This is a genomic window from Bacillus sp. NEAU-Y102, from assembly GCF_054788175.1.
This window is the reverse complement of record NZ_JBTWFK010000003.1, coordinates 339251-362477: the sequence shown is the minus strand read 5'-3', so window position 1 is coordinate 362477 and position 23227 is coordinate 339251. Positions and strand designations below refer to the sequence as shown.

Below are 23227 nucleotides of genomic sequence, written 5' to 3'. Positions count from 1 at the left end.
TGTAGGTATGAACTTTCCAATTCAAAGAAGTAAGTCAGTAGTCATTTTCGTTTGTCTTACGTTAGCTTTTATGTGTATATATCCAATTGTCATGCTTTTCACTAATAAAGCGCATTGGATGTCAGCGTTGATTGGGATGGGTTTATGCTTCATTGTAAATGTACCACTCGTTTGGGAAGTATTTATTAAAAAACATAAAGTAGAAAATGGCGTATTAAAGTACGGTATTCTAAATGATGATGTTGTATTAAAAGATATAAGAGTTGTTCGTCAAGTTGGAAAGTATCTTGAAATTACGACGAATGCATATAAAGTACATATGGTTGCGATACCGCAAGATATGAATGAATTTTTGGCGCTTATCGAGAAAGAAAATCCACATGTGAAAATAGAAATGGTAGGTAAGAAATGAAATATGTAAAACCTTTGTTTTGTTTGGAAATTTTGCTTGTGTTTGCTATCTGCACTAGAGTATATATGAAATGGGATCTGCCCTTATATGAACCAATATTAATAGGTACTATCGCAGTGGCGCTTTTATATTATTTTCATTTTCAGCAAACAAAAAGTAAGAACAGTAGATCAATATAGGGTGAGGATAATAAAAAACGCTCGGATATAATTCCGAGCGTTTTTTATTATTTTAAGTTCTCTGGGTTTAAAGCTTCTAATTCAGGTACAACGAAGCGTCCGTCTTTACGGATTAGTACGTCGTCGAAGTAAATTTCACCGCCGCCGTATTCAGGGCGTTGGATGCATACTAAATCCCAGTGGATGTTTGAGTTGTTACCATTCCATGCATCGTCGTAAGCTTGTCCAGGAGTGAAGTGGAAGCTGCCATCGATTTTTTCATCGAATAGGATGTCTCCCATTGGATGTAAGATGTATGGGTTTACGCCGATTGCGAATTCACCAACGTAGCGTGCGCCTTCGTCTGTATCGAAGATTTTATTAATGCGTTCTGAATCGTTTGCAGTTGCTTCAACGATTTGGCCGTTCTCGAACTTAAGTTGTACATTTTCAAATGTATAACCGTTGTAAGGAGATGGTGTGTTGTAAGAAACTGTACCGTTAACAGAGTCACGAACTGGTGCAGAGTATACTTCACCATCTGGAATGTTTAAATGACCTGAGCATTTAATTGCTGGAATGTCTTTAATAGAGAATGTTAAGTCAGTTCCAGGACCAGTTAAACGAACTTTATCTGTTTTATTCATTAATGTAACAAGGCTATCCATCGCCTTATCCATTTTACCGTAGTCTAAGTTACATACTTCAAAGTAGAAGTCTTCGAAAGCTTCTGTACTCATTTTAGCAAGCTGTGCCATAGAAGCATTTGGGTAGCGAAGAACAACCCAGCGTGTTTTTGGAACGCGAATGTCTCTATGAACTTTTTTGCCAACTGTTTGGCCATGAACTTTCATACGCTCACTTGGAACGTCAGCTTGTTCATTAATATTATCGCCAGAGCGAAGACCGATATAAGCGTCCATGTCTTTCATTACGCTTGCTTCATATGCAGCGATTTGTTCGAAATGTTCTTCAGTAGCACCCATTAATAAAGAGCGATCTACTTGATGATCTTTTAAAGAGACGAATGGGAAACCACCAGCTGCATATGCTTCTTTTACAAGTGCAGTTACAAGTTCTTTTTGTAAGCCAAAGTTTTCAATTAATACTTTTTCACCTTTTTGTAAGCGGATAGAGTAGTTAATTAAATTGTATGCTAACTTTTCAATACGTGGATCTTTCATATGTAAAGCCTCCCTACTAATTATGTATCCTCTCCTATTGTAACCTACTTAGTGGAATTTGTTGAATGATTTATGTTACAGTTAACGAATAAGTATGAAAATTCTAATGATGAGATAGGGATTAGAATGAAACGGAAAATGATTGTATAATAGAGGAAAGTATGAAAAAGATAAAGGAAGTGATGAAATGCAAGTTCTTTTATATGTAAGTGCGGCTATTATCGCGGTTGCTTTCGCAGTATTAGTAGTGTATATATGCAGAACGTTGTTATCGGTTCAGAAGACGTTAGAAAACGTTGCAAGCACTTTAGAAGGTTTAGAAAAACAAATGCAAGGAATTAGCGTAGAGACAGAGCAATTATTACATAAAACGAATGCGTTAGCTGATGATATTCAACAGAAGTCACAGTCATTAAATAAAGTGGTAGCGGGTGTAGATGGGATTGGAACGACAATCCAATCTTTAAATACGAAGCTTCGTAATGTATCAGACTCTGTAACGGACGAAATTGAAAATAACGCTGATAAAGTAGCGCAAGTTGTACAGTGGAGCAGTGCGGCGATTGAAGTATACAATCATTACCGTGCGTCGAGACAAGAGAAGAAGGTTGAAAAAGAAGAGCGTAAATTAGAAAGAATTGAGAAAAACGCTGAAAAGAAAGAGAAGCGCTCTAGATTTCGTATGAGAGGTGAATCGTGATGAATATGACAAAGCTTGAAACAATTGAAGAGCTTGAAGTCTTAGTAGAAAAGAATGAGCCGTATGTTCTTTTTAAACATAGTACGACATGCCCGATTAGTCACGGTGCATACACAGAATTTCAAGCGTATTGCAGTGAAGAAAGAGAAGTGCCAGCGTATTACTTATACGTACAAGATGCGAGAGATGTGTCAAATCGTGTTGCAGAACAATACAGTATTAGACATGAATCACCGCAAGTGTTATACATAAAAGATGGGATGGTAGTATGGAATACATCTCATTGGAATATTAAAAAAGATGCTTTAGAAGAGAATATAAAGTAAAAAGAAGCAAGCTAAAGGTGCTTGCTTCTTTTTTTTTGTTTTTGTTGAAATATATTTAGTGGTACACTATTAATAGTTCAAACTAAATAACTAGATTGTTGAAAGTAGGTTTTAAGTAATGAAGAAAATGGCATTATCCTTCGCAGTCGTAAGTTTATTACTGGGAGCTTGTAGTAACAATAGTAATACGATTAGTAAGAAGGATGAAGTTATACAAAAAGATACAAAAGAAAAAAGTATGATTCCGAGAACTGCTGTTTCTAAAGATTATTATAGAACTGTTATTCCTTTAAAAGAACAAAAGGTTATTAATACAGCTAATATAAAAACAAATTCTAAATTAGATTTAGCAGAGTATGAAAATGGTTTAATAAATATTGCAACGCAGCAATTTGATACAGAGAGTCACGTACTGCAATTAAATCAGTATATTCCAGAGAAACTAGTTGATGAACTAGTTGCGAAAGTAGAAGCGCCAGTTTTGACGAATATTATAGAACAAGACTATTTCGGAAAACAGAATTCAAATGAATTAAGTTTATCTGGTGTTATGATTGGCTTAGCTATGTCTTCAAGTGTATCGAATGAAGAAGCTATGTCTAAAGGGTCTGAAGTTGCTAAACAACTTATTGAAGCTATTAACAAAAATGATAAATATAACAAATCTCCAATTACGTTTGCTATCTTTAAGCAAGAAAGTACAAGTTCTTTAAAAAATGGTACGTATATTGCTAGTGCTACTGTTCAAAAGAATGATATGAACCTTGGAAATTGGAGTACAATTGATGAAAAGTCGTATTCATATCCTTCTGATGAATTTACACAAGCACATGGAGAAGATAATACAAAAATAAATAACTTTGCTAAGGAAATAAAAGGTTTTTCTAATGGAGATTTTATTCCAGTCAATGCAAAAGTTTCTTATAAGAAAGATCAAATGGATACATTAAATATGAATATTGTTATTAAATATAACGGTAAAACAGAATTAATGGCTCTTACCCAATTGGCTGCTCAAGGTATGTTAGACAAATTGCCTAAAGATGCGAAAGTACAATTACAGATCAAGTCCGAGAGTAAAATTGAGGCCGTTATTATAAAAGAGAAAAACAGTGATAAACCGTTTGTTTCCTTCTTGTAAAAAAGACAGTATGTAAACTGTCTTTTTTTATTTTAAATGAAAATATAAAAGGTTTTTTAATGGTAATTCATTGCTGTATATCGTGTGACAATCGTATATGTATCAACTATAATAAGTTATCTTAAAAAAGTAATATATAGGGATTTGAAAGAGATGGCTTTCTTATGGCATCACAACAATTAGGTCGTTTACGTTCTGAAATTGATCAACTTAATTTACAAATATTAGAGTTACTAAACGAAAGAGGTCGTCTCGTACAAGAAGTTGGTAATTTAAAAGAAGTATAAGGTGTGAAACGTTTTGATCCTGTACGTGAAAGAAATATGCTGGATTTAATTGCAGAGAATAATAATGGTCCATTTGAAACTTCGACTTTATAACATATTTTCAAACAAATTTTTCAATTTGGTTTAAAGTTACAAGAAGAGGATCATCGTAAAGCACTACTTGTTTCTTGTAAGAAAAAAACAGAAGATACGATTGTTGAAATTAATGGTGAAAAAATTGGTAACGGAAATTAGCATTTTATTATGGGACCGTGTGCAGTGGAAAGTTATGAACAAGTACGTCAAGTTGCTGAAGCAATGAAAGAGCAACGCGTAATACGCTTGATATTTCCGCTGTACCGATTTTAAAGAAAGAGACACATTTACCTGTCGTTTTTGATGTAACGCATTCTACAGAGAGACGTGACCTTCTCTTACTAACTGCAAAAGCAGCGATGGCAATTGGTGCAAACGCAATTATGGCTGAAGTACATCCAAATCCAGCTGTAGCTTTATCAGATGCGGCGCAGCAAATGAATATCCCGCAGTTCAATGATTTTATGAATGAATTAAAATCATTTGGAAGTAAATTATAAAAACTTTTAATGAGCTGTTCCAAAAAGGCATTTTGGGACAGCTGTATAGCGACTGTCATTGTCGATTTTTGTTGGGAAGTTGGTATATTAAAAAAATCGCTGATATAATTAGAGTTGTGGTCGATATATTTGGGAAATCGCCGATATATTTCGAGTTACGGTTCATATATTCGAAAAATCGCCGATATAAATTTCATTTACTATCGTACTGCTTAAAATAAGATTTCTACTTAGGAAATATCTATTTTTTTACAAAAAATGCCCTTTTTTCATAAAAAATACGAAAATACGAGAAAAGAAGCGAATTTTTTCGAAACTTTTGCGGGAAAATATTGTATGAGCCTGCGTTTATATCGTATCATTAGTAAAAGGAAGAACTCGGGACGATTGGTGGCATCTGCAAATAGAGTTGATGTCTTTTTTTCATTCAAGTAACCGATACATAAAAATAGATAACAAAAATAGAAGGAGTGTGCGATGAGATGAACGTAACAATCTATGATGTAGCGCGCGAAGCGAACGTTTCAATGGCTACCGTATCACGCGTTGTGAACGGTAACCCAAATGTAAAGCCTACAACAAGAAAGAAAGTATTAGAAGCAATTGATCGTTTAGGATACCGTCCAAATGCGGTAGCACGTGGACTAGCAAGTAAGAAGACAACTACGGTAGGTGTTATTATTCCTGATATCTCAAATACGTTTTATGCAGAACTTGCACGTGGAATTGAAGATATCGCAACAATGTACAAATATAACATCATTTTAAGTAACTCTGATCAAAACAAAGAGAAAGAGTTCCATCTATTAAATACGATGCTTGGAAAACAAGTGGACGGAATTGTTTTCATGGGTGAAGATATTACAGACATTCACATTGAAGAATTTAAAAAATCTCCAGTACCAATTGTATTAGCAGCGTCATTTGATGAGCAAAATGAAACGCCATCAGTAAATATTGATTATACACAAGCAGCTTACGATGCAATGAAGCACTTTATCGAGCAAGGACATAAGCGTATCGGTTTCGTCTCTGGTCCATTCATTGATAAAGCGGGAAGCGCGAAGAAGTTACAAGGTTATAAAAAAGCTTTAGAAGAAGAAGGTATTTCATATGATGAAAATCTTGTAATCGATGGAGATTACACATATGACTCAGGTATCGAAGCATTCGAAAAGCTTTGGAGCAATGATGAAAAGCCAACAGCAATCTTCGTGTCTTCTGATGAAATGGCACTAGGTGTAATCCATGCAGCACAAGATGCTGGATTAAACGTACCAACTGACGTAGAAGTACTTGGTTTCGATAATACACGCCTTGCATTAATGGTTCGTCCGCAGCTTTCAACAGTTGTACAACCGATGTATGATATCGGTGCAGTAGCAATGCGTCTATTAACAAAGTATATGAACAAAGAAAAAGTGGAAGATCACACTGTTATCTTACCTCACCGTATCCAATTTAGAGATTCAACGAAATAAGTATAAAAAAGCTCACAGCGATTGCTGTGAGCTTTTATTCATATTCAGGATAATATTTTTCAATTACTGTATCTACAGTTTCATTTTTCTTAACGTGTAAAAATTTTGCGTACAATTCTTTTCCAGTTTCAAATGGCGTATCGTCTAATTCAAATACATGTAACACTTTTCGGAACGTCCATGTGATTTGCTCATCATACATATTATCGTATGTGTGCTCCGATTGTATAGCTATCTTTTCACCTAGTTCATGAGCTTCTTCTAAACTGTTTGCTTTAACAAGAATAATACTTTCTTCAAAAAGTGTATCGTGATTCTCTTCATAATGCTCATCCATTTTCATAGGATGAGGCTCACCAGAAGGAACAGACTCAAACAATAATTTTACAGCGTACATATTATGCTGCATGTTTCACCTTATAAATAATACTTGCGACAAGCGAAGCAGGTATTGTAAATACGTTACTTTGATAATGGTAATGCACTTGGGATTCTTCATAAGACATGTTGTCATATAGTTCGTTTTGTGAGACACTCATTTTTTTCTGTTTTTCTTTGAGTATTTTAATGTAGTTGTACTGTATTGGGACGAGAATGATGAAATAAGCTAATACGATTAGTGAAATCCAAATCATTATGAACACTCCCTTACAAAGAATATTTGTATATGGTAATTATATCAATTTATATGAGGGGTATCCATATTTTTCTAGTGGTCAATTTCTTTTCCAAAATGCAAAAAGTTCTTCAGCGCTTCGTAAATTATGTTCAAGGCATGTTTGTGCAGTGCGTTTAAAATTTTTTATTAAATGCTCTAGCCTAGAAGAATCATAGTGCTTTGCTTTTCCATCTACAATCGTTTTATCTTTTTTTTAAGTTAAGTGATATTTTTAGCAAAGTTACATTTGTTTCTATTTGTACAACTTCCATGTAAAAAAAATTTTGTCTAAGTCGATTGTAATATAATCAAATCGCTCTACTTGTTTAAAATATCCTACAATATCATCTTCCAATTGAAATCCTCCCTAGTATATAGCTTACCTGGAAGAGTTCTCTATAGATTGTATGATTCCTTGTTATATGTCACATAAGTGTAAAAATAACTATTATAGGGCAATGTCATGTATAATAGAAAGAAAAGGCTTGTGAGGGGGGAAAAGAGATGATCGTTCTTTGGATAATTACGCTTTGTATGACTGCTATTTTTGCATATATGACGTTAAAACAAAATGGTTTAAAGCGATTTGTTCCAGGAAGTATTCTTGCAGGAATTGCCCTTATCACGTATGTAATTTCTATTTTTATTGAAAGTGTATCAGTAGATATGAGCAAAAGTTTAATGTTTATTGGTATTACACTATTTGCAGGTAGCATTATGGTACTTATGGTTGCTGGTATTATTTTATTTATTCATATGAATTCGGAAACGTTATAGCATATAGAAAAGGCATGTCCCGAGGGACATGCCTTTTTATCCGTTCAATTATGCTCTATCTTTAGAAGAATTTTGTTGTTTTAATAAGTCGCGAATTTCGCCAAGAAGAACTTCTTCTTTTGTTGGTTCTGGAATTTCTTCCTCTTTTTCGTCTTCTTTTTTAGATGTTAGTTTGTTGAAAACTTTAATAAACATAAAGATAGAAGCTGCGATAATTAAGAAATCAAAAATTGTTTGGATGAAGTTACCATACATAACAGCTGATTTACCGTATCCAAAGTGCAAATCTGTAAAGTTAACGCCACCTAATACCATACCAAGTAATGGTGTAATAATGTCTTTTACTAAAGAACTAACGATTTTACCGAATGCAGCACCGATTACAACCCCGACAGCTAAATCAACGACATTCCCTTTGAAAGCGAACTTTTTAAACTCGTTCCACATGTGTCAATCCCATCCTTTCCACGATTCATTATGAAATTTATAATTCCTATCAACATATTTTATAGAAATTTACGAGAGAAATAAAGGGGAAATGGGAATGAAAGTAAATTCTGAAAAATGTATCCGTTTTAATTTTTGTTTACATCATCTAGTAAAGATTGTAGCATTTGCTGCGTTTTTAATCCTTCTAATCCATCTACAACAGGCTTTGTATCTCCGTGTACACATTCAATAAAATGATGAACAGCATCTTCAAAACCACGTTGTTTTAACGTCGTATCCCATGATGGAGAACCGCTTTGTGAAACTGAGTTTTCCTGTTCAATTTCAAATGTATTCATATTTTTTACGCGAATGATTTTCCCTGGCGTTACAAGTTCAATTTGTTCTAAATTTGTACCGGCATGGCGATGCATTGCAGTAGAAAGTAACAGTCCACTTGGAGTTGTATATGTATGATGTCCGTAAAGAAGTTCATTCTTTTCATTGATTTGCATCATATTGTGAACGACGTTAAGGTCATCATTAGCGAACCAGCGAGCAGTATCTACAATGTGTAAATAATCATCTAACATAGTGAAGTCGTACGTATATGGCCCGACTTTATTTGTGCGATGCTTTTCAATTCGAATCCATGAAATATCATGAGCCTGTTCTTTGGCAGCAACATACATAGGAACGAATCTGCGATTAAATCCGACCATTAACTTTCGGTTATACTTCTCGCTCAACTCGACTAGTTGCTCAGCTTGTTCCACAGTAGCTGCTAACGGCTTATCAACATAAACGTCGATTCCTTTTTTCAAAAGCTCAGAAACGATTTCATAATGCGATGCAGTTGAACTATGAACGAAGATTGCATCACATTCCGAAGCTAACGTTTCAATAGAATGAAAGTCTTGAATTCGGTATTGCTGGCAAACTTGTTTTCTTTTCTCTGCGTTAGGTGTAAACGCCCCGACAAAGTTCCAATCTGTTTCTTTTGTAAGTGTTGGAAGATAGGCCTTTTGCGCAATGCTACCAAGTCCAATCATCCCAATTTTAGGTTTATTCATATGTATTCCCACCCTATTAATATTGATGTAACGGCTTAAATGTAGCATAGGATGGGGGAGGAAGGCAAAGATAAGCTTTTTACTTATTTCCTTCTAACAAAATTTTCTCTATCTCTGCAAAATTATGAGCGCGAGCATGCTCTAACGGGGTAACACCATCATTATCTGGAATATTTACATCTGCACCGTGCTCAATAAGAAGGCGAATGACTTGTTGCTGTGTTTCGTTTCCGTTACTTAGTACGATAGCTTCCATTAAAGCTGTCCATCCTAGGTTATTTACATGATTTACATCAATATTTGTTCGAGTGAGGAGTTCTTTTATAACGTCAATATAGCCATGTTCTGAGGCTGGGATAAGAGCTGTTCCGCCGTAACGATTTGTAATCGTAGGATCTGCACCAGCATTAATTGTTAGCTTTAAAATGTCTAAGTAACCTTCCGCACCGGCGTATAGAAAGGGATTGTTTTTCATGTCATCTTGGATATTTACGTCAGCACCAGCTTCGATAAGTGCTTTTGCGGTTTTTACATCATTTTTGTATGTAGCAATCATAAGAGGGGTACGTCCTTGATTATCCGTCGCATTTATATTTGCACCTTGTTTTAGTAAAGATATAACAGTATTCGTTTCATTTTTTTCAGTAGCTGCTAGTAGTGCAGTCTCCATGTTTGTCATCTCCTTTTTGACTTCTTGTTCTTGCGAGCATCCTTGTAAAAAAATTACGCAACATATTATACTGAATGTTTTTTTGAACATGGAATTTCAACCTCCTAATTTCAACTGTAAAATAGGAACATTAAATTTTTATAAACTGACGCTAAAATTACTATAAAATCGCTTGAGTATTTGAACATATATTTTTATGCTTATGAATATGAAGGATGGGTAAAGTGAGGATGTAACATATGTCTATTAAAACAAGGTTTTTATTTTCTTATATTGCTGTAATTCTCGTTTCTATTACGCTCATATTAGTCGCGGGATTTTTAATTGTTTTTTCAATAACAGGTGATTTGGAAGCAGTGAAAAATTTCTATAAAAGTTCTTACATTCAAAAGCCGCTTACACCAGAAGAAGAAAATGCCTATCTTGAATTAAAATTAGCGGCAAAGCAACATCAATCTCAATTATTAGATAAATCGTTCGTTTCATCAATTGAAAAAGAAGGTATGAAAATAATTGTAAGAAAGGGAGAAAACATTTCTTATGCTAATAAGGGATTTGAAAGTTCGACTTTAACAGAAGCCCTTCCGAAATTTGAAGCGGCAAATATTAATAGTCGTGGTACAACGGAACTAGGCGAGACATTTTATCGATATGTAAAGTTTGATTTTTATTTTCCAGAGAAAGAAGAAGGGAGTATATTTGTACTAAAAAAGCAAAGTTCATTTGTAGATCTTACACAAAAATTATTTCCAATCTTATTCGTATCGCTTTTACTATTAGCCATTTTACTCATTGGTTTATTAAGTTATCTTGTTTCAAGAAGTGTAATAAAACCAATTTTTGTATTGAAAGGTGCAACGGAGAAAATTAAAGAAGGAAATTTAGATTTTCAAATGCCAGTTACATCGCACGATGAAATAGGTCAATTAAATCAAGGATTTGAGGAAATGAGGAAGAAGTTAAAGGAATCGATTGAAGTACAAACGCAGTATGAAGAAAATCGAAAAGAACTTATTTCAAACATATCGCATGATTTAAAAACACCGATTACATCTATTATCGGATATGTAGAAGGAATAAAGGACGGGGTAGCAAATACGCCAGAAAAAATGGATAAGTATTTAACGACAATTCATACGAAGGCAAAACATATGGACACACTCATTGATGAACTCTTTTTGTTTTCGAAGCTCGATTTAAATCGAGTTCCATTCCAATTTGAGACAGTTGAATTAAATACGTTTATGCAAGAATTAATAGAAGAGATGCAGATGGATTTAAGTGAAGAAGGTATAGAAATTAACTTACAATTACATTCATCGCCATTATATGTAACGGCTGATTGCGAAAAGATAAATAGAGTTATATCAAATTTAATTCATAATAGTGTGAAGTACATGGATAAAGAAGAGAAGAAAATTACCGTAACAGTATCGAGTGATAACAATAAAGTTATTGTGAAGGTGATAGACAATGGATCAGGTATAGAATCTGATACGCTACCGTATATCTTTGAACGTTTTTATCGTGCAGAACAATCGCGAAATTCTAGCACAGGTGGAAGTGGACTTGGTTTAGCAATAGCGAAGCAAATTGTTGAAGAACATGGCGGGGAAATTTGGGCGGAAAGCGAGCTTGGTAAAGGCACAAGCATTTTCTTCTCATTGGAAAAAGTAGAGGAATGTGGTGAGTAAATTGAAAAGAATTTTACTAATAGAAGATGAAGTAAGTATTGCAGAATTACAGCGAGATTATTTAGAAATTAATGATTTCCAAGTTGATGTAGAGCATTCAGGAGAAACAGGTTTACAAATAGCCCTGCAAGAAGACTATGATTTAATTATTTTAGATATTATGCTTCCGAAAATGAACGGATTCGAAATTTGTAAACAAATACGTGCTGTAAAAGATATTCCGATTCTACTTGTTTCAGCAAAAAAAGAAGATATAGATAAAATTCGCGGGCTCGGATTAGGAGCGGATGATTATATAACGAAACCGTTTAGCCCAAGCGAATTAGTCGCAAGAGTAAAAGCGCATATTGCTCGTTATGAAAGATTATCAGGAAATGTAAGTAAGCAACGTGATACGCTATACATTCACGGAATTTCTATCGATCAACGAGCGAGGAAAGTTTTTATAAACAATGAAGAAGTGGCATTTACAACGAAGGAATTTGATTTATTAACATTCTTTGTCACACATCCAAACCAAGTATTAAATAAAGAACAGTTATTTGAACGCATTTGGGGATTAGATTCCGCTGGTGATTTAGCCACTGTTGTCGTCCACATTAGAAAGCTACGTGAAAAAATTGAAAGAGATCCTGCCCACCCGCAATATATTGAAACAGTATGGGGAGCTGGTTATCGTTTTAATGTGTAGGGAACCTGTCAAAGTTTTGGCAGGTTTTTTTGTATGTGATCAAAAGGGGATAATAGGTAATTTATGTTAAAATATAAAGAGAGATAAAACATAGGAGAGTGTGAGAGGGCGTGCTACATTTTGGGGGATACATTAAAAGATAATAAATCAAACAAGGTTTTAAAGATTGGAACTAATATTGTACTTATCTTATTAATTATTGGTGCAATACAAATGTTTTATGATGAAGATTCTACGAATGATCATTTGGGTTGGTTATTTATGATGGTCTTTTTTGCAATTAAAATAATTTCTAGTTTTATGATAAGTTTAAAAGAAGGAGATAAAAAGTCAGTATTTATTGATTTAGGTTTAATAATTTTTTCTGTTCTTCTTTTGGTTGTTACTAGTGTGAAATATTTCTTTTGAAAAACCTCATAGTCTTATAGAGGCTGTGAGGTTTTTGTTGGAAAATTAACTTGCGACCTTAATATGCTATTTTAGAGTTCCTTGTTGCAATGATTTATAAAATATTTGAGTAGTAGAAGTAAACTGAGCAGCTTCTTCTAAAAAAGGATAATGGTTGCTCTCCTCAAATGTCACAAAAGTAGAATCGCATATACCCTCATGTATCTCGATGGAATATTGAATAGGACACTGCACATCGTGTCTTCCACACATAATTAGTGTTTTTGTTTTTATAGAAGGTAAATACTCCCTTAAATCAAATGAAGGATATTCATTGGCGAAAGCATTCATCCGGCTAACGGACATTGTTTTTTTGATTGGTTTACAAAAATAAGAGTTGTAGTTTTCTGGTTTATACAATGATAATTTTGTTCTCTTAGTAGATAGTTCTTTCCGTTCTTCACTTGTAAGGTGAGGGCTTTTTAAGTTTTCGATGAGCTCTTGCATATAATGAAACTGTGAATGTTCTGGATGATAAATACAAAATGGTGTTTCGGTATAGTTACTTGCTGCAGCGCCTGCTACGACTAATGATTGTAAGGAATTTGGATATGTAATCGCATATAAAAGTCCAAGCATACCACCTGTTGAATGACCAGTGAAATGCCATGTTGGGAGTTGTAAAGCTTCCCGTATTGCTTCTAAATCGTGAACCGTTTCAATCATACTTAATTCGTTTTCTGACTGGGTGGTTACAGAGCTACCAGCATCTCGTAAATTAATGAGAAATACACGATGCGTAGCAGTGAAAACATCTGCAAAGTAATCACCAGTTTCATTAAATTGTGAATAGTGATGTGTAATACAAAGCGGTTCGCCATTTCCTTTTGTAAAGAGTTCAAATGTGCCGCGTTTTGTGGGGATCATTTGTTGTGTCCACATAATATCACGTCCTTTTTTCATAAAAGTTGGACCGGTTAATTATTAAATAAAATATATCGGCGCAACTCGAAACATATCGACTTACCGACAGTAGTCGACAATAAATAAAAGGAGGCTATTCAAAAACGAGCCTCCTTTTCGTTTAGTACAAAGATTTTGTCATATTATTCCGAATGATTTCAAGGGATTTCGCTACAGTTAATGCATTCTTTTCTTCAATTTCTGGTTTACGGGGGATAGGTTTATACATGTTGTCTGGATCTTCCCATGTGAGGGGAAGTTCTGTTTCGGCTTGTCCTTTCCAAGCGTCAATCCATTCTGGAGGGAGATAACCCGAGATGTTTTGGATGTTGTTCATTTCGAGCCAAATAAGTGCCCAAGCTCTTGGTACGACGCGCCAATGGTCATAGCCACCGCCGCCGACAGCGATCCAGCGACCGTCGCAATATTCATTAGCAATTTCACGAGCGAGCTTCGGTATTTCGCGGTAAATATTCATGGTTGCACAAAGGTGTGTAAGTGGGTCGTAGTAATGTGCGTCGGCACCATTTTGCGTTAAAATAATATCCGGTTTAAAGTACGCTGCAACTTCTTTTACAACTGTTCGATATGATTTTAGAAAGGATTCATCTTCTGTAAAAGCATCCAGTGGAACGTTAAAAGAATAACTATAACCATTACCTTGTCCACGTTCGTTTACAGCGCCAGTTCCAGGGAATAAATAGCGACCAGTTTCATGTAATGAAATGGTGCATACGTTAGAATCATCATAAAACGACCACTGCACGCCATCACCGTGATGAGCGTCTGTATCAATATATAAGACGCGTAAACCGTATTTCTTCTGAATATACTTCATTGCGATGGAGCTATCGTTATAAATACAAAAACCAGATGCCTTGCCACGGAAGCCGTGATGTAAGCCTCCACCTAAGTTAAGTGCGTGTTTTACTTTTCCGGAAAGAACAGCATCGACAGCTGTTAACGTACCGCCAACGAGCAATGCGCTTGCTTCGTGCATATTTGGGAACATCGGTGTATCTTCTGTTCCTAGTCCATATGTCATCGCAATTGATTTTTCTAACTTTCCTTCTCCAGCACGTTTTACCGCATTTATGTACTCCTCTGTATGAACGTAGGCAATCTCTTCATCTGTAGCCATCCGTGGTGAGATGATTTGAGAGGGAGAGATGAAACCACCCTTTTGTAATAAATCATACGTAAGTGTGACGCGCAGTTGGTTAAAAGGATGATCAGGGCTAAATGAATAGCCCCGAAAGTCATCCGAATAAATAAACGCGCTACTCATGCTTGCATCCCCATGATGTTCGGCCATAATACGCGATAGCCTTCTGCTTCAAGTGCATCAATCACTTTTAGAGGATTCATCGTTTGAATGCGGAAAACAAGTACTTTATCATTCTCATCTTTTGCTGGGTAGACGAGAACGCTCACGATATTTATTTGTAAATCACTAAAAATAGCAACGACTTTTCCAAGAATACCAGGTTCATTTTTTACTTGAATTTCAATTTGTGAACTCGGTTGATGTGCTCCTGTTAATTTTACTAACGTGTGCAGTACTGTAGATTCTGAGATTATTCCAACTAACTTCCCAGCTTTTGTAACAGGAAGACAGCCAATTTTATTTTCAAAAAATAAAGTAGCAATTTCCTCAACGAAATCGAGAGGGTGGCAAGTCATTACAGGATGTTTCATAATAAGTTCAAGCGGTTGCTGTAGCATATCGAGTGAAACTTGTTCATCTAGAATAGACGGACTTGCATCTCTTACATCCCGATCAGAAATAATGCCTACGACGTGATTATTTTGATCGACAATTGGAATGTGCCGAATTCCTTTCGTGCGAATCGTTCGGATTGCTGTTTCGATTGTATCGTTTGGATGTAGTGTAACTACATTTTGATTCATAATTTCTTCTACAATCATTCCAGTTGCCCCCTTTATTAATACATAAAACGATTGTGAAAACGTAGACGATCAAAAGCTTGAATAGAATCCGTATCAACGCGTTTACCGATGCGGACCATTAAACAGTTGGCGGGATGTGAACAAATTTCAGGATCGTCTGTAGCCATCCATTGTAACCCGCCGGCATTCATCATCTTTTCCATTACTTTTCGGTATTCCCAAACATTTAATCCTGTTTGTTTCAAATCCCAGTGCCAATAATATTCAGTCGTCAATATAATGTAATCTTCCATATAATCGTCCATCATAGAAACCTCTAGTAAGTTCTTTCCGACAGAACTCCCGCGGAAGGCTGGAACTACTTCAATTGCCCCAAGCTCAATTAAGTTTTCTATTTTTCCTTCTGACCATCGTTCAAGTGGATCAGGATATAAATATGTAACATATCCAACAATCATCTGGTCATGTCTAGCAATAATGAGTCGAGCTTCTGGTAATTTAGAAATTTCGACAATTGCTTTATATTGCTGTTCAGCAGGACGAAATGCAACTAAATCTGGATGAAATTCATACATTTCAAGATTATGTGTAGAGACAGGACCTTCAATAATTAAAGTGCCTTTCGCTGTTTTTAAGTTTCTAGCATTGTATATTTTTTTATGAATCAATGTATTGCTCACCACCTTGAGGGTTTGTGAATCTATTAATATCGTACTTTATAATATATGCGATGTGAATCGAATTTTGTCATTAAAAATTTGTCTAAAAACCAACAAATATACTGAAAATTTTAAATAATATCATTATAATAGATAATAGAATACATAGGAGGGGGATGTAAAGTATGAAAGTAGAAACGCTTCCTGTCATTAAAGGAGAAAATAATTTGCCGAATTATGATGAGGCATACGCGAATTTTAACTGGGAAGAGGTTAATAAAAACTTTACTTGGAATGAAACAGGCCGAGTAAATATGGCGTATGAGGCAATTGATAAGCATGCGAAATCCGATCGAAAGAATAAAGTAGCTCTTTATTATCAAGATGGATCGCGAAAAGAGAAATATACATTTAAGGAAATGAAGGATTTTTCTAATAAAGCAGGAAATGTCCTGAAAAATTATGGCGATGTAGAAAAAGGCGATCGCGTTTTTATTTTTATGCCACGTTCTCCAGAATTATATTTCGCACTTTTAGGTGCAGTGAAATTAGGAGCAATTGTTGGACCGTTATTTGAAGCATTTATGGAAGGTGCGGTTCGCGATCGTTTAGAAGATAGTGAAGCGAAGGTGTTAATTACAACGCCTGAGTTATTAGAGCGTGTACCATTAAATGATTTACCTGCTTTAAAAACAGTTTTTCTTGTTGGAGATAATGTAGAAGAAGGCGGTAAAACGGTAGCGTTCAATCCTTTATTTGAACAAGCTTCAAAAGAATTACATATTGAATGGTTAGGCCGTGAAGATGGTTTAATTCTTCACTATACGTCTGGTTCTACTGGTAAGCCAAAAGGTGTGCTTCATGCGCAAAATGCAATGGTCCAGCACTATCAAACGGCGAAATGGGTATTAGATTTAAAAGAAGACGATGTATATTGGTGCACAGCTGATCCAGGCTGGGTAACGGGAACTGCTTACGGTATTTTCGCACCGTGGTTAGTTGGAGCGTCAAATGTTATTTTAGGTGGGCGATTTAGTCCGGAAGCTTGGTATGAAGCACTGCAAGATTACGGTGTAACAGTTTGGTATAGTGCACCGACAGCGTTCCGTATGTTAATGGGAGCTGGACAAGACGCAATTAAAAAATATGACTTATCACAAGTTCGCCACGTATTAAGCGTTGGTGAGCCGTTAAATCCAGAAGTAATTCGCTGGGGTATGAATGCATTTGGACTTCGTATTCATGATACGTGGTGGATGACAGAAACAGGTGGACAAGTTATTTGTAACTACCCTTGTATGGAAATCCGTCCAGGTTCAATGGGTAAACCCATTCCAGGTGTAAAAGTAGCGATTGTTGATAATGAAGGAAATGAAGTTCCTCCATACACAATGGGTAACTTAGCAATTGCGAAAGGTTGGCCATCTATGATGCGTGCAATCTGGAATAACCAGCAAAAGTATGAATCTTATTTCATGCCGGGAGATTGGTACGTATCAGGTGACTCTGCCTATATGGATGAAGATGGATACTTCTGGTTCCAAGGACGTATTGACGATGTAATTATGACGTCAGGTGAGCGCGTTGGTCCGTTTGAAGTAGAAAGTAAATTAATCGAGCATGCTGCTGTTGCAGAAGCAGGTGTAATTGGTATTCCTGATCCAGTGCGTGGCGAAATTATTAAAGCATTTATCGCACTTCGAGCAGGATACGAACCATCTGATGAATTAAAAGAAGAAATTCGTCAATTTGTAAAGAAAGGCCTAGCAGCTCATGCAGCGCCACGACAAATTGAATTTAGAGATAAATTACCGAAAACGAGAAGTGGTAAAATTATGCGCCGCGTATTAAAAGCGTGGGAGCTGAATTTACCAACAGGTGACTTATCAACGATGGAAGATTAAGAGAGGAAGGTCTGAACGAAAAAATGTTCAGGCCTTTTTTTATGTTATTATTAACTTATATATATAAGTTGACGGGGGTAGTATGATGAAAACAGAAAAAGAAAAGATGATACTAGGAGAAATGTATATACCGGCTGATCCAGTTTTAGTACAAGAAAGAGAGCAAGCACGTATATTAACGAGAAAATTAAATGATACGCCAGAAGAGCAATTGAAAGAGCGTAGCGAAATCATAAAAGAATTATTCGGAACGACAGGAGATAATATTCATCTTGAATCTTCTTTTAGATGTGATTACGGCTATAACATTCATGTCGGTGAAAATTTTTACGCGAACTTTGACTGCACGATTTTAGACGTATGCCCGGTAACAATCGGAGTGAACTGTATGTTAGCTCCAGGTGTTCACATTTATACAGCAACGCACCCGCTTGATCCGGTAGAGCGTATAAGCGGATCAGAATACGGAAAACCAGTTACAATTGGCGATAACGTATGGATTGGCGGAAGAGCAATTATTAATCCAGGTGTAACAATTGGAGACAATGCGGTGATCGCATCTGGTGCTGTCGTAACGAAAGATGTGCCTAATAATGTAGTAGTTGGCGGGAATCCTGCAAAGATTATAAAAAAACTAAAATAATATTTGAACGAAGTGCCTTCCTCGTCTGTATACATTTATGAAAGAATAGATGAGGGAGGCTTTTATATGTCTAATAAATTACTTCTTACTTTTGCTTTAATTGGGATTATAGTTGTATTTTCTTGTGGTCTTTTCTTACCGATACCAATTGGATATAGAGTATCAATGCTTACAGCTGGAGTTATAATGGGTGTTATGTTTTCAATCATTATTCCATTTGATAGAAAACATATAGTACGAAAAAAAGGGAATAAAATCGATTTTACAAAAACAAAAGTTTATTTTCGCTGGAATGTATTTGATACGATTTCTGTTTGTCTGGCATTGTATGCATGCATATGTGTGCAAGCGTTAAATACTTTAGTTGCAATGGGATTTACGATTCAAAACCCATATGTGCAATTTTTTACAAATCAATCACAATTGTGGATTTTTATTGCGATTGCATATTTAATTTCCCGTATTTCATTAACGTTAAAAGGAATAAAGGAGATCAAAAATCATGGCGCAGATTGGGATTGAGGAGGAGCTCATGCTTGCGTATCAAAGTGGAGATAAACAAGCGGGAGAAAGACTATATGTTTTAATCAAACCAGCGCTATACACATTTTTATATCGATTTAACCGAGATGAACAATTAAGTATCGATCTTGTGCAAGATACGTTTTTGACGCTAGAGCGTAAGAAACATATGTATGAACTTGAAAAAGGTAAAATAAAAACGTATTTATTTCAAATTGGTTATCGTCTTATGATTAATAAGTTAAATAGGAGAAAAAAGTGGCGTACGCTTTTGCCATTTTTAGTGCCGATTCCGGAAAAAGAATTTTCTCACGAAGATCGGCTTACAGTAAGAGAAGCAATTTTGAAAGTTCCAGAAGAGCAAAGAGCGGTCCTAATCCTTTCTTATTATCATGACATGCAGCAAAAAGAAATTGCAGAGATATTAAACATTCCGATTGGAACAGTGAAATCGAGACTCTATAACGGGATAAAGAAATTGAAACAATTGCTGGAGGTGGATGAAATTGAGCGAAAATCTCTTTAAAAGTGAATATAAATTAAAGCAACATTTAGATAGTGATCATGTAGAAATACCAGACTTTCCAAAAACGGTAAGTCAATTCGATCGATTAATCGGGTTTCTTGGTTCTCCAGCGAAAGATCCTGTGGAGGCGACCATTGGGAATGATTTATCGGTTGTGTTTCATGTATCGTTATTAGTTGGGGTTCCAATTCTTTCTCTTATTACGATACTCTTTATGGCGTTGTAAAGGATTGGCAAGGAGGGAAACCTGACCTCTATTTGACACGCCTATATAAATGATGGTATAAAGAAAAGTATATGAATAATTGAGCGTGGAAAGGGAGAAGTAGTGATCATTTCCCTGTTTTAGAGAGCTGATGGCCGGTGAAAATCAGCACATAGATGATCGCGAATTACGCCCCTAGAGCATCTTTTTTCGATTGAATTGTATTCAAAAGGGAAAAGACGGTGCTAAGCCGTTATGTAAATAAGGTGGTAGGCTTTTTTGCCTGCAACTAGGGTGGTAACGCGATAATCAAAATCGTCCCTTATTTGAAGGGGCGATTTTTTTATGTTTTCAACCTTCACGCCAGTAATGAACTTAAAGGAGAGTATGTAGGATATGGGTATTTTACAAGATCTTGAATTTCGCGGTCTAATTAATCAGCAAACAGATGCTGAGGGCCTTGAGCAATTATTAGAAAAAGAAAGCGTTAAATTATACTGTGGTTTCGACCCGACAGCGGATAGTTTACATATTGGTCATATGTTACCAGTATTAATGTTACGTCGTTTCCAATTAGCTGGCCACCAACCAATCGCACTTGTTGGCGGTGGTACTGGTATGATCGGTGACCCGAGTGGTAAAAAAGCAGAACGTACATTAAATACGAAAGATACAGTTGCTTACTACACAGAAAGCATTAAAAACCAACTTTCAAACTTCTTAGAGTTTGAAAACGTGGACAACCCAGCAACGATGGCTAACAACTATGACTGGCTTGGTAGCTTAGATGTAATTTCATTCTTACGCGATATCGGTAAAAACTTCGGTTTAAACTATATGTTAGCAAAAGATACAGTAGCATCTCGTTTAGAAACTGGTATTTCATTCACTGAGTTCAGTTACATGATTTTACAATCATACGACTTCTTAAACTTATACCAACACCATAATTGCCGTCTGCAAATCGGTGGTAGTGACCAATGGGGTAACATTACAGCTGGTCTTGAATTAATTCGTAAATCAGAGGAAGATGCGAAAGCATTCGGTTTAACAATTCCACTTGTTACAAAATCTGACGGTACGAAGTTTGGTAAAACAGAAGGCGGCGCAATTTGGTTAGACCCAGAGAAAACAACTCCTTACGAGTTCTACCAATTCTGGATTAACACAGATGACCGCGACGTTGTTAAATACTTAAAATACTTCACATTCTTATCTCATGAAGAAATTCTTGAGCTTGAAAAGCAAGTAGCTGAAGCACCAGAAAAACGTGCAGCACAAAAAGCATTAGGTTCTGAAATGACAAAACTTGTTCACGGCGAAGAAGCATTAGAGCAAGCGATTAAAATTTCAGCTGCACTATTCAGCGGTTCTGTAGCAGAACTAACTGCAAGCGAAATTGAACAAGGATTCAAAGACGTACCATCTGTAGAACGTACTGCAGAAGATACAGTATTAATCGACTTACTTGTAGAAAGCAAAATCTCTCCATCAAAACGTCAAGCACGTGAAGATGTAACGAACGGCGCAATCTACGTAAACGGTGAGCGTACACAAGCGTTAGACTACGTTGTAACAGAAAACGACCGCATCGAAGGTAAATTTACAATCATTCGCCGCGGTAAAAAGAAATATTTCTTAATTCGTTACTAATAAATAAAAAGCTTTGGGGAAATTCCTCAAAGCTTTTTTTGTTTTAATCTCCTTTTCGAGTTCATACGGAAATCACATGTAAGCGGTATGATAAACGTATAACAATTAGAAAGGAGTGGTAAAACGAAATGTCACTAGAAGCGTTGATTATTTTTTCTTTGCTAAACGCGGGTCAACTTGCAGAGAATTCGAAGGTTGATATACATAAAGAGCAGAAAGATGCTTATGTATATGTTCAAAAAGAGGAAAATAAATAACTTTAATATATATAAATAAAAGCTACTCGAAGTAACTGTTTTGGTGTCTTCGGTAGCTTTTTTGTATGCATAGGATTCAAATTTAGTAAGTGAGCTATTTAATAGAGGGTTTGTAGAAGAAAAAAATATAATTAATGTGAACTGATAAATTGATAAAAATAAATCGTTATAAACAGGAGGATTTGTATGGAACATAGTGAGGCATCTCAAAGATTGTTACTTTCAGATTGCATGGATTCTATAATTACTATCCAAAAGTTAGGGATAGATGAACAGTTTACCCCGATAGGTTATGATAATCTATTTAGTCATAAAACAAGTAGTGACTCCTAAAGGGAACGTTTAGATAATTTAGTGTATAAAATCAAAGAAAGGTTTATCATGATATTAATATTTTCCTTTATTAAAAACAGCCGTTTCAAGTATTGACTTGAGAAGGCTGTTTTTTTGATTTAATCTTTTAAGTCCCCCTGTCAAAAAATAAAATTTGTCCTCTGGGGAGGATAGGTAGCGTAGGGGCACATCAATAGTTGCACTATTTTTAAAAAAATGAAAGGGTGGTGAAATGTCTACGAAACTCTATAAGTATTACATAATAAAAGCCACAACTCATGAAAAGACCTTCTAATATATTGTTAGTTTATTTGATTAATATTCTTTGTCCACTTTTCGTAACTCTGACTGTGTAAGTCCATATGTCTATGTTGTACAACCTGCTAACAACATAACAGGAATAGCTAAGGCTAATAGTTTACGTTTCATTGACATATACCCCTTTGTGTTATTTCTTTTTACTTAGTTCTTTTGTTGCTTTGTCTACTAACTCAGAAGCTTCGTCTAAATCCTGTTTAGCGAATTCAATTGTATCTTTATCATCCTTTTCTAAACCTGCCTGTATGTTTTCTACCCCTGATTTCGAGAATAACATTGCTTTACTTATGTTTATCGGTGCTTTATTGTCTTCAGCTAACTTATAATCTAATTTATCAATCTTATCAATTAATTCGAAATAAGGTTTCGATAACTCTTTTAACTTTTCAGCCTTCTTCTTATTAGATTTTCTGCTATCTATAAGGTCTTTTATTTCTTCCGTTTGTTCAGTGTAATCTTTAAGTAAGTATGTTGCATTCTTACTATAGTCTTCTTTCTTGTTTTCTTTAACAGAAGCTTCCATTACTTCGTCTTTCTTTTTATCGTTTGACTCACAACCTACCCCTGTTATTAACAACATTGGAATCGCTAAAGTTAATAGTTTACGTTTCATTTTTTCATACCCCTTTAGTATTTATTATTCTGCTTCACTTACACTTTGTATTTCCGCAAGACCTTGTGCGATACTCG

The 23227-nt window shown here is 35.5% G+C and carries 29 protein-coding genes, 2 pseudogenes and 1 other annotated feature; of the genes and pseudogenes, 19 read left to right on the top strand and 12 right to left on the bottom strand.

Annotated features, from left to right (window positions below; genetic code table 11):
• Positions 1–7 precede the first annotated feature (7 nt).
• Both ACYFX0_RS11305 and ACYFX0_RS11300 read left to right on the top strand, forming a co-directional pair.
• Positions 8–412: a PH domain-containing protein gene (locus ACYFX0_RS11305; protein ID WP_460270493.1), complete on the top strand. Its 405-nt coding sequence runs from the start codon at positions 8–10 to the stop codon at positions 410–412.
• Positions 409–591: a hypothetical protein gene (locus ACYFX0_RS11300; protein ID WP_023523191.1), complete on the top strand. Its 183-nt coding sequence runs from the start codon at positions 409–411 to the stop codon at positions 589–591. Before ACYFX0_RS11305 ends, ACYFX0_RS11300 begins: the two co-directional genes overlap by 4 nt.
• Before the next feature lie 47 nt (positions 592–638).
• Here ACYFX0_RS11300 and ACYFX0_RS11295 read toward each other — a convergent pair whose 3' ends face one another.
• A complete protein-coding gene (locus tag ACYFX0_RS11295) occupies positions 639–1754 on the bottom strand; it encodes an aminopeptidase (protein ID WP_000654729.1) in 1116 nt (371 codons plus the stop codon).
• Positions 1755–1941: 187 nt separating this feature from the next.
• Between ACYFX0_RS11295 and ACYFX0_RS11290 the strand changes: the two genes are divergently transcribed.
• The 5 genes and pseudogenes from ACYFX0_RS11290 (at position 1942) to ccpA (ending at position 6264) form a co-directional block, all read left to right on the top strand.
• A complete protein-coding gene (locus tag ACYFX0_RS11290) occupies positions 1942–2454 on the top strand; it encodes a DUF948 domain-containing protein (RefSeq protein WP_098829561.1) in 513 nt (170 codons plus the stop codon).
• Positions 2454–2780: a bacillithiol system redox-active protein YtxJ gene (gene ytxJ / locus ACYFX0_RS11285; protein ID WP_001057469.1), complete on the top strand. Its 327-nt coding sequence runs from the start codon at positions 2454–2456 to the stop codon at positions 2778–2780. Before ACYFX0_RS11290 ends, ytxJ begins: the two co-directional genes overlap by 1 nt.
• A 118-nt stretch (positions 2781–2898) precedes the next feature.
• On the top strand, positions 2899–3921 hold the full coding sequence (locus tag ACYFX0_RS11280) for a CamS family sex pheromone protein (protein WP_000738027.1): 1023 nt from the start codon (positions 2899–2901) through the stop codon (positions 3919–3921).
• Between the two features lie 164 nt (positions 3922–4085).
• Positions 4086–4783: pseudogene (gene aroA / locus ACYFX0_RS11275) on the top strand (chorismate mutase).
• A 482-nt stretch (positions 4784–5265) separates the two neighbouring features.
• On the top strand, positions 5266–6264 hold the full coding sequence (ccpA, locus tag ACYFX0_RS11270) for a catabolite control protein A (RefSeq protein WP_001103303.1): 999 nt from the start codon (positions 5266–5268) through the stop codon (positions 6262–6264).
• A gap of 34 nt (positions 6265–6298) precedes the next feature.
• Here ccpA and ACYFX0_RS11265 read toward each other — a convergent pair whose 3' ends face one another.
• The 3 genes and pseudogenes from ACYFX0_RS11265 to dhp61 form a co-directional block, all read right to left on the bottom strand.
• Complete coding sequence (locus ACYFX0_RS11265) at positions 6299–6661, bottom strand: DUF4288 domain-containing protein (RefSeq protein ID WP_003280329.1); 363 nt, start codon at positions 6659–6661, stop codon at positions 6299–6301.
• 1 nt (position 6662) lies between these two features.
• Positions 6663–6899: a DUF3949 domain-containing protein gene (locus ACYFX0_RS11260; RefSeq protein WP_000637885.1), complete on the bottom strand. Its 237-nt coding sequence runs from the start codon at positions 6897–6899 to the stop codon at positions 6663–6665.
• A gap of 81 nt (positions 6900–6980) precedes the next feature.
• Positions 6981–7277, bottom strand: a pseudogene (dhp61, locus tag ACYFX0_RS11255) (protein Dhp61).
• Positions 7278–7426: 149 nt separating this feature from the next.
• Between dhp61 and ACYFX0_RS11250 the strand changes: the two are divergent.
• On the top strand, positions 7427–7699 hold the full coding sequence (locus ACYFX0_RS11250; protein ID WP_000636586.1) for a DUF3917 domain-containing protein: 273 nt from the start codon (positions 7427–7429) through the stop codon (positions 7697–7699).
• 48 nt (positions 7700–7747) lie between these two features.
• On the opposite strand, the gene mscL is transcribed toward ACYFX0_RS11250, so the two are convergent.
• The 3 genes from mscL to ACYFX0_RS11235 form a co-directional block, all read right to left on the bottom strand.
• Positions 7748–8146 (bottom strand): large conductance mechanosensitive channel protein MscL, encoded by a 399-nt coding sequence (mscL, locus tag ACYFX0_RS11245; RefSeq protein WP_000267015.1) that lies wholly within the window; start codon positions 8144–8146, stop codon positions 7748–7750.
• A 128-nt stretch (positions 8147–8274) separates the two neighbouring features.
• Positions 8275–9201, bottom strand: coding sequence for a Gfo/Idh/MocA family protein (locus ACYFX0_RS11240; protein WP_001039702.1), 927 nt, complete (start codon positions 9199–9201; stop codon positions 8275–8277).
• 79 nt (positions 9202–9280) lie between these two features.
• Positions 9281–9961 carry an ankyrin repeat domain-containing protein gene (locus ACYFX0_RS11235; protein ID WP_000474099.1) on the bottom strand — a complete coding sequence of 227 codons (681 nt, stop codon included), beginning with the start codon at positions 9959–9961 and terminating at the stop codon, positions 9281–9283.
• 149 nt (positions 9962–10110) lie between these two features.
• Between ACYFX0_RS11235 and ACYFX0_RS11230 the strand changes: the two genes are divergently transcribed.
• The 3 genes from ACYFX0_RS11230 (at position 10111) to ACYFX0_RS11220 (ending at position 12664) form a co-directional block, all read left to right on the top strand.
• Positions 10111–11565, top strand: a complete 1455-nt coding sequence (locus tag ACYFX0_RS11230) for a HAMP domain-containing sensor histidine kinase (RefSeq protein WP_460270487.1) — start codon at positions 10111–10113, stop codon at positions 11563–11565.
• A gap of 1 nt (position 11566) precedes the next feature.
• Positions 11567–12256 carry a response regulator transcription factor gene (locus ACYFX0_RS11225; RefSeq protein WP_003280338.1) on the top strand — a complete coding sequence of 230 codons (690 nt, stop codon included), beginning with the start codon at positions 11567–11569 and terminating at the stop codon, positions 12254–12256.
• A 120-nt stretch (positions 12257–12376) separates the two neighbouring features.
• On the top strand, positions 12377–12664 hold the full coding sequence (locus tag ACYFX0_RS11220; RefSeq protein ID WP_000502926.1) for a hypothetical protein: 288 nt from the start codon (positions 12377–12379) through the stop codon (positions 12662–12664).
• Positions 12665–12730: 66 nt separating this feature from the next.
• Here the strand turns inward: ACYFX0_RS11220 and ACYFX0_RS11215 are convergent, their stop codons facing one another.
• The 4 genes from ACYFX0_RS11215 to acuA form a co-directional block, all read right to left on the bottom strand.
• Positions 12731–13606 (bottom strand): alpha/beta fold hydrolase, encoded by an 876-nt coding sequence (locus ACYFX0_RS11215; protein ID WP_133963689.1) that lies wholly within the window; start codon positions 13604–13606, stop codon positions 12731–12733.
• Positions 13607–13727: 121 nt separating this feature from the next.
• Positions 13728–14894 carry an acetoin utilization protein AcuC gene (gene acuC / locus ACYFX0_RS11210; protein ID WP_017763659.1) on the bottom strand — a complete coding sequence of 389 codons (1167 nt, stop codon included), beginning with the start codon at positions 14892–14894 and terminating at the stop codon, positions 13728–13730.
• Positions 14891–15535, bottom strand: coding sequence for an acetoin utilization AcuB family protein (locus tag ACYFX0_RS11205; protein ID WP_000634583.1), 645 nt, complete (start codon positions 15533–15535; stop codon positions 14891–14893). Before ACYFX0_RS11205 ends, acuC begins: the two co-directional genes overlap by 4 nt.
• 17 nt (positions 15536–15552) lie before the next feature.
• On the bottom strand, positions 15553–16185 hold the full coding sequence (gene acuA, locus ACYFX0_RS11200; protein WP_000581392.1) for an acetoin utilization protein acetyltransferase AcuA: 633 nt from the start codon (positions 16183–16185) through the stop codon (positions 15553–15555).
• A 176-nt stretch (positions 16186–16361) separates the two neighbouring features.
• On the opposite strand from acuA, the gene acsA reads away from it, so the two are divergent.
• From acsA to ACYFX0_RS11160, 8 genes are all read left to right on the top strand, one after another.
• On the top strand, positions 16362–18080 hold the full coding sequence (gene acsA, locus ACYFX0_RS11195; protein WP_460270485.1) for an acetate--CoA ligase: 1719 nt from the start codon (positions 16362–16364) through the stop codon (positions 18078–18080).
• An 82-nt stretch (positions 18081–18162) separates the two neighbouring features.
• A complete protein-coding gene (locus tag ACYFX0_RS11190) occupies positions 18163–18723 on the top strand; it encodes a maltose acetyltransferase domain-containing protein (RefSeq protein ID WP_003257681.1) in 561 nt (186 codons plus the stop codon).
• Between the two features lie 66 nt (positions 18724–18789).
• Complete coding sequence (locus ACYFX0_RS11185) at positions 18790–19245, top strand: hypothetical protein (RefSeq protein ID WP_000066443.1); 456 nt, start codon at positions 18790–18792, stop codon at positions 19243–19245.
• The gene (locus tag ACYFX0_RS11180; RefSeq protein WP_000057202.1) at positions 19226–19771 is read left to right on the top strand and encodes an RNA polymerase sigma factor; all 546 of its coding nucleotides are present in this window, start codon (positions 19226–19228) and stop codon (positions 19769–19771) included. Before ACYFX0_RS11185 ends, ACYFX0_RS11180 begins: the two co-directional genes overlap by 20 nt.
• The gene (locus ACYFX0_RS11175; protein WP_001293698.1) at positions 19752–19997 is read left to right on the top strand and encodes a hypothetical protein; all 246 of its coding nucleotides are present in this window, start codon (positions 19752–19754) and stop codon (positions 19995–19997) included. The genes ACYFX0_RS11180 and ACYFX0_RS11175 overlap by 20 nt, the downstream gene beginning before the upstream one ends.
• 77 nt (positions 19998–20074) lie before the next feature.
• Positions 20075–20302, top strand: a binding site (T-box leader).
• A gap of 70 nt (positions 20303–20372) precedes the next feature.
• The gene (gene tyrS, locus ACYFX0_RS11170) at positions 20373–21629 is read left to right on the top strand and encodes a tyrosine--tRNA ligase (protein ID WP_063675844.1); all 1257 of its coding nucleotides are present in this window, start codon (positions 20373–20375) and stop codon (positions 21627–21629) included.
• Between the two features lie 128 nt (positions 21630–21757).
• Positions 21758–21886 (top strand): hypothetical protein, encoded by a 129-nt coding sequence (locus tag ACYFX0_RS11165; RefSeq protein WP_000050940.1) that lies wholly within the window; start codon positions 21758–21760, stop codon positions 21884–21886.
• Positions 21887–22072: 186 nt separating this feature from the next.
• Complete coding sequence (locus tag ACYFX0_RS11160) at positions 22073–22219, top strand: hypothetical protein (protein ID WP_017763656.1); 147 nt, start codon at positions 22073–22075, stop codon at positions 22217–22219.
• A gap of 448 nt (positions 22220–22667) precedes the next feature.
• Here the strand turns inward: ACYFX0_RS11160 and ACYFX0_RS11155 are convergent, their stop codons facing one another.
• Positions 22668–23150 (bottom strand): hypothetical protein, encoded by a 483-nt coding sequence (locus ACYFX0_RS11155; RefSeq protein ID WP_017763655.1) that lies wholly within the window; start codon positions 23148–23150, stop codon positions 22668–22670.
• Between the last annotated feature and the right edge of the window lie 77 nt (positions 23151–23227).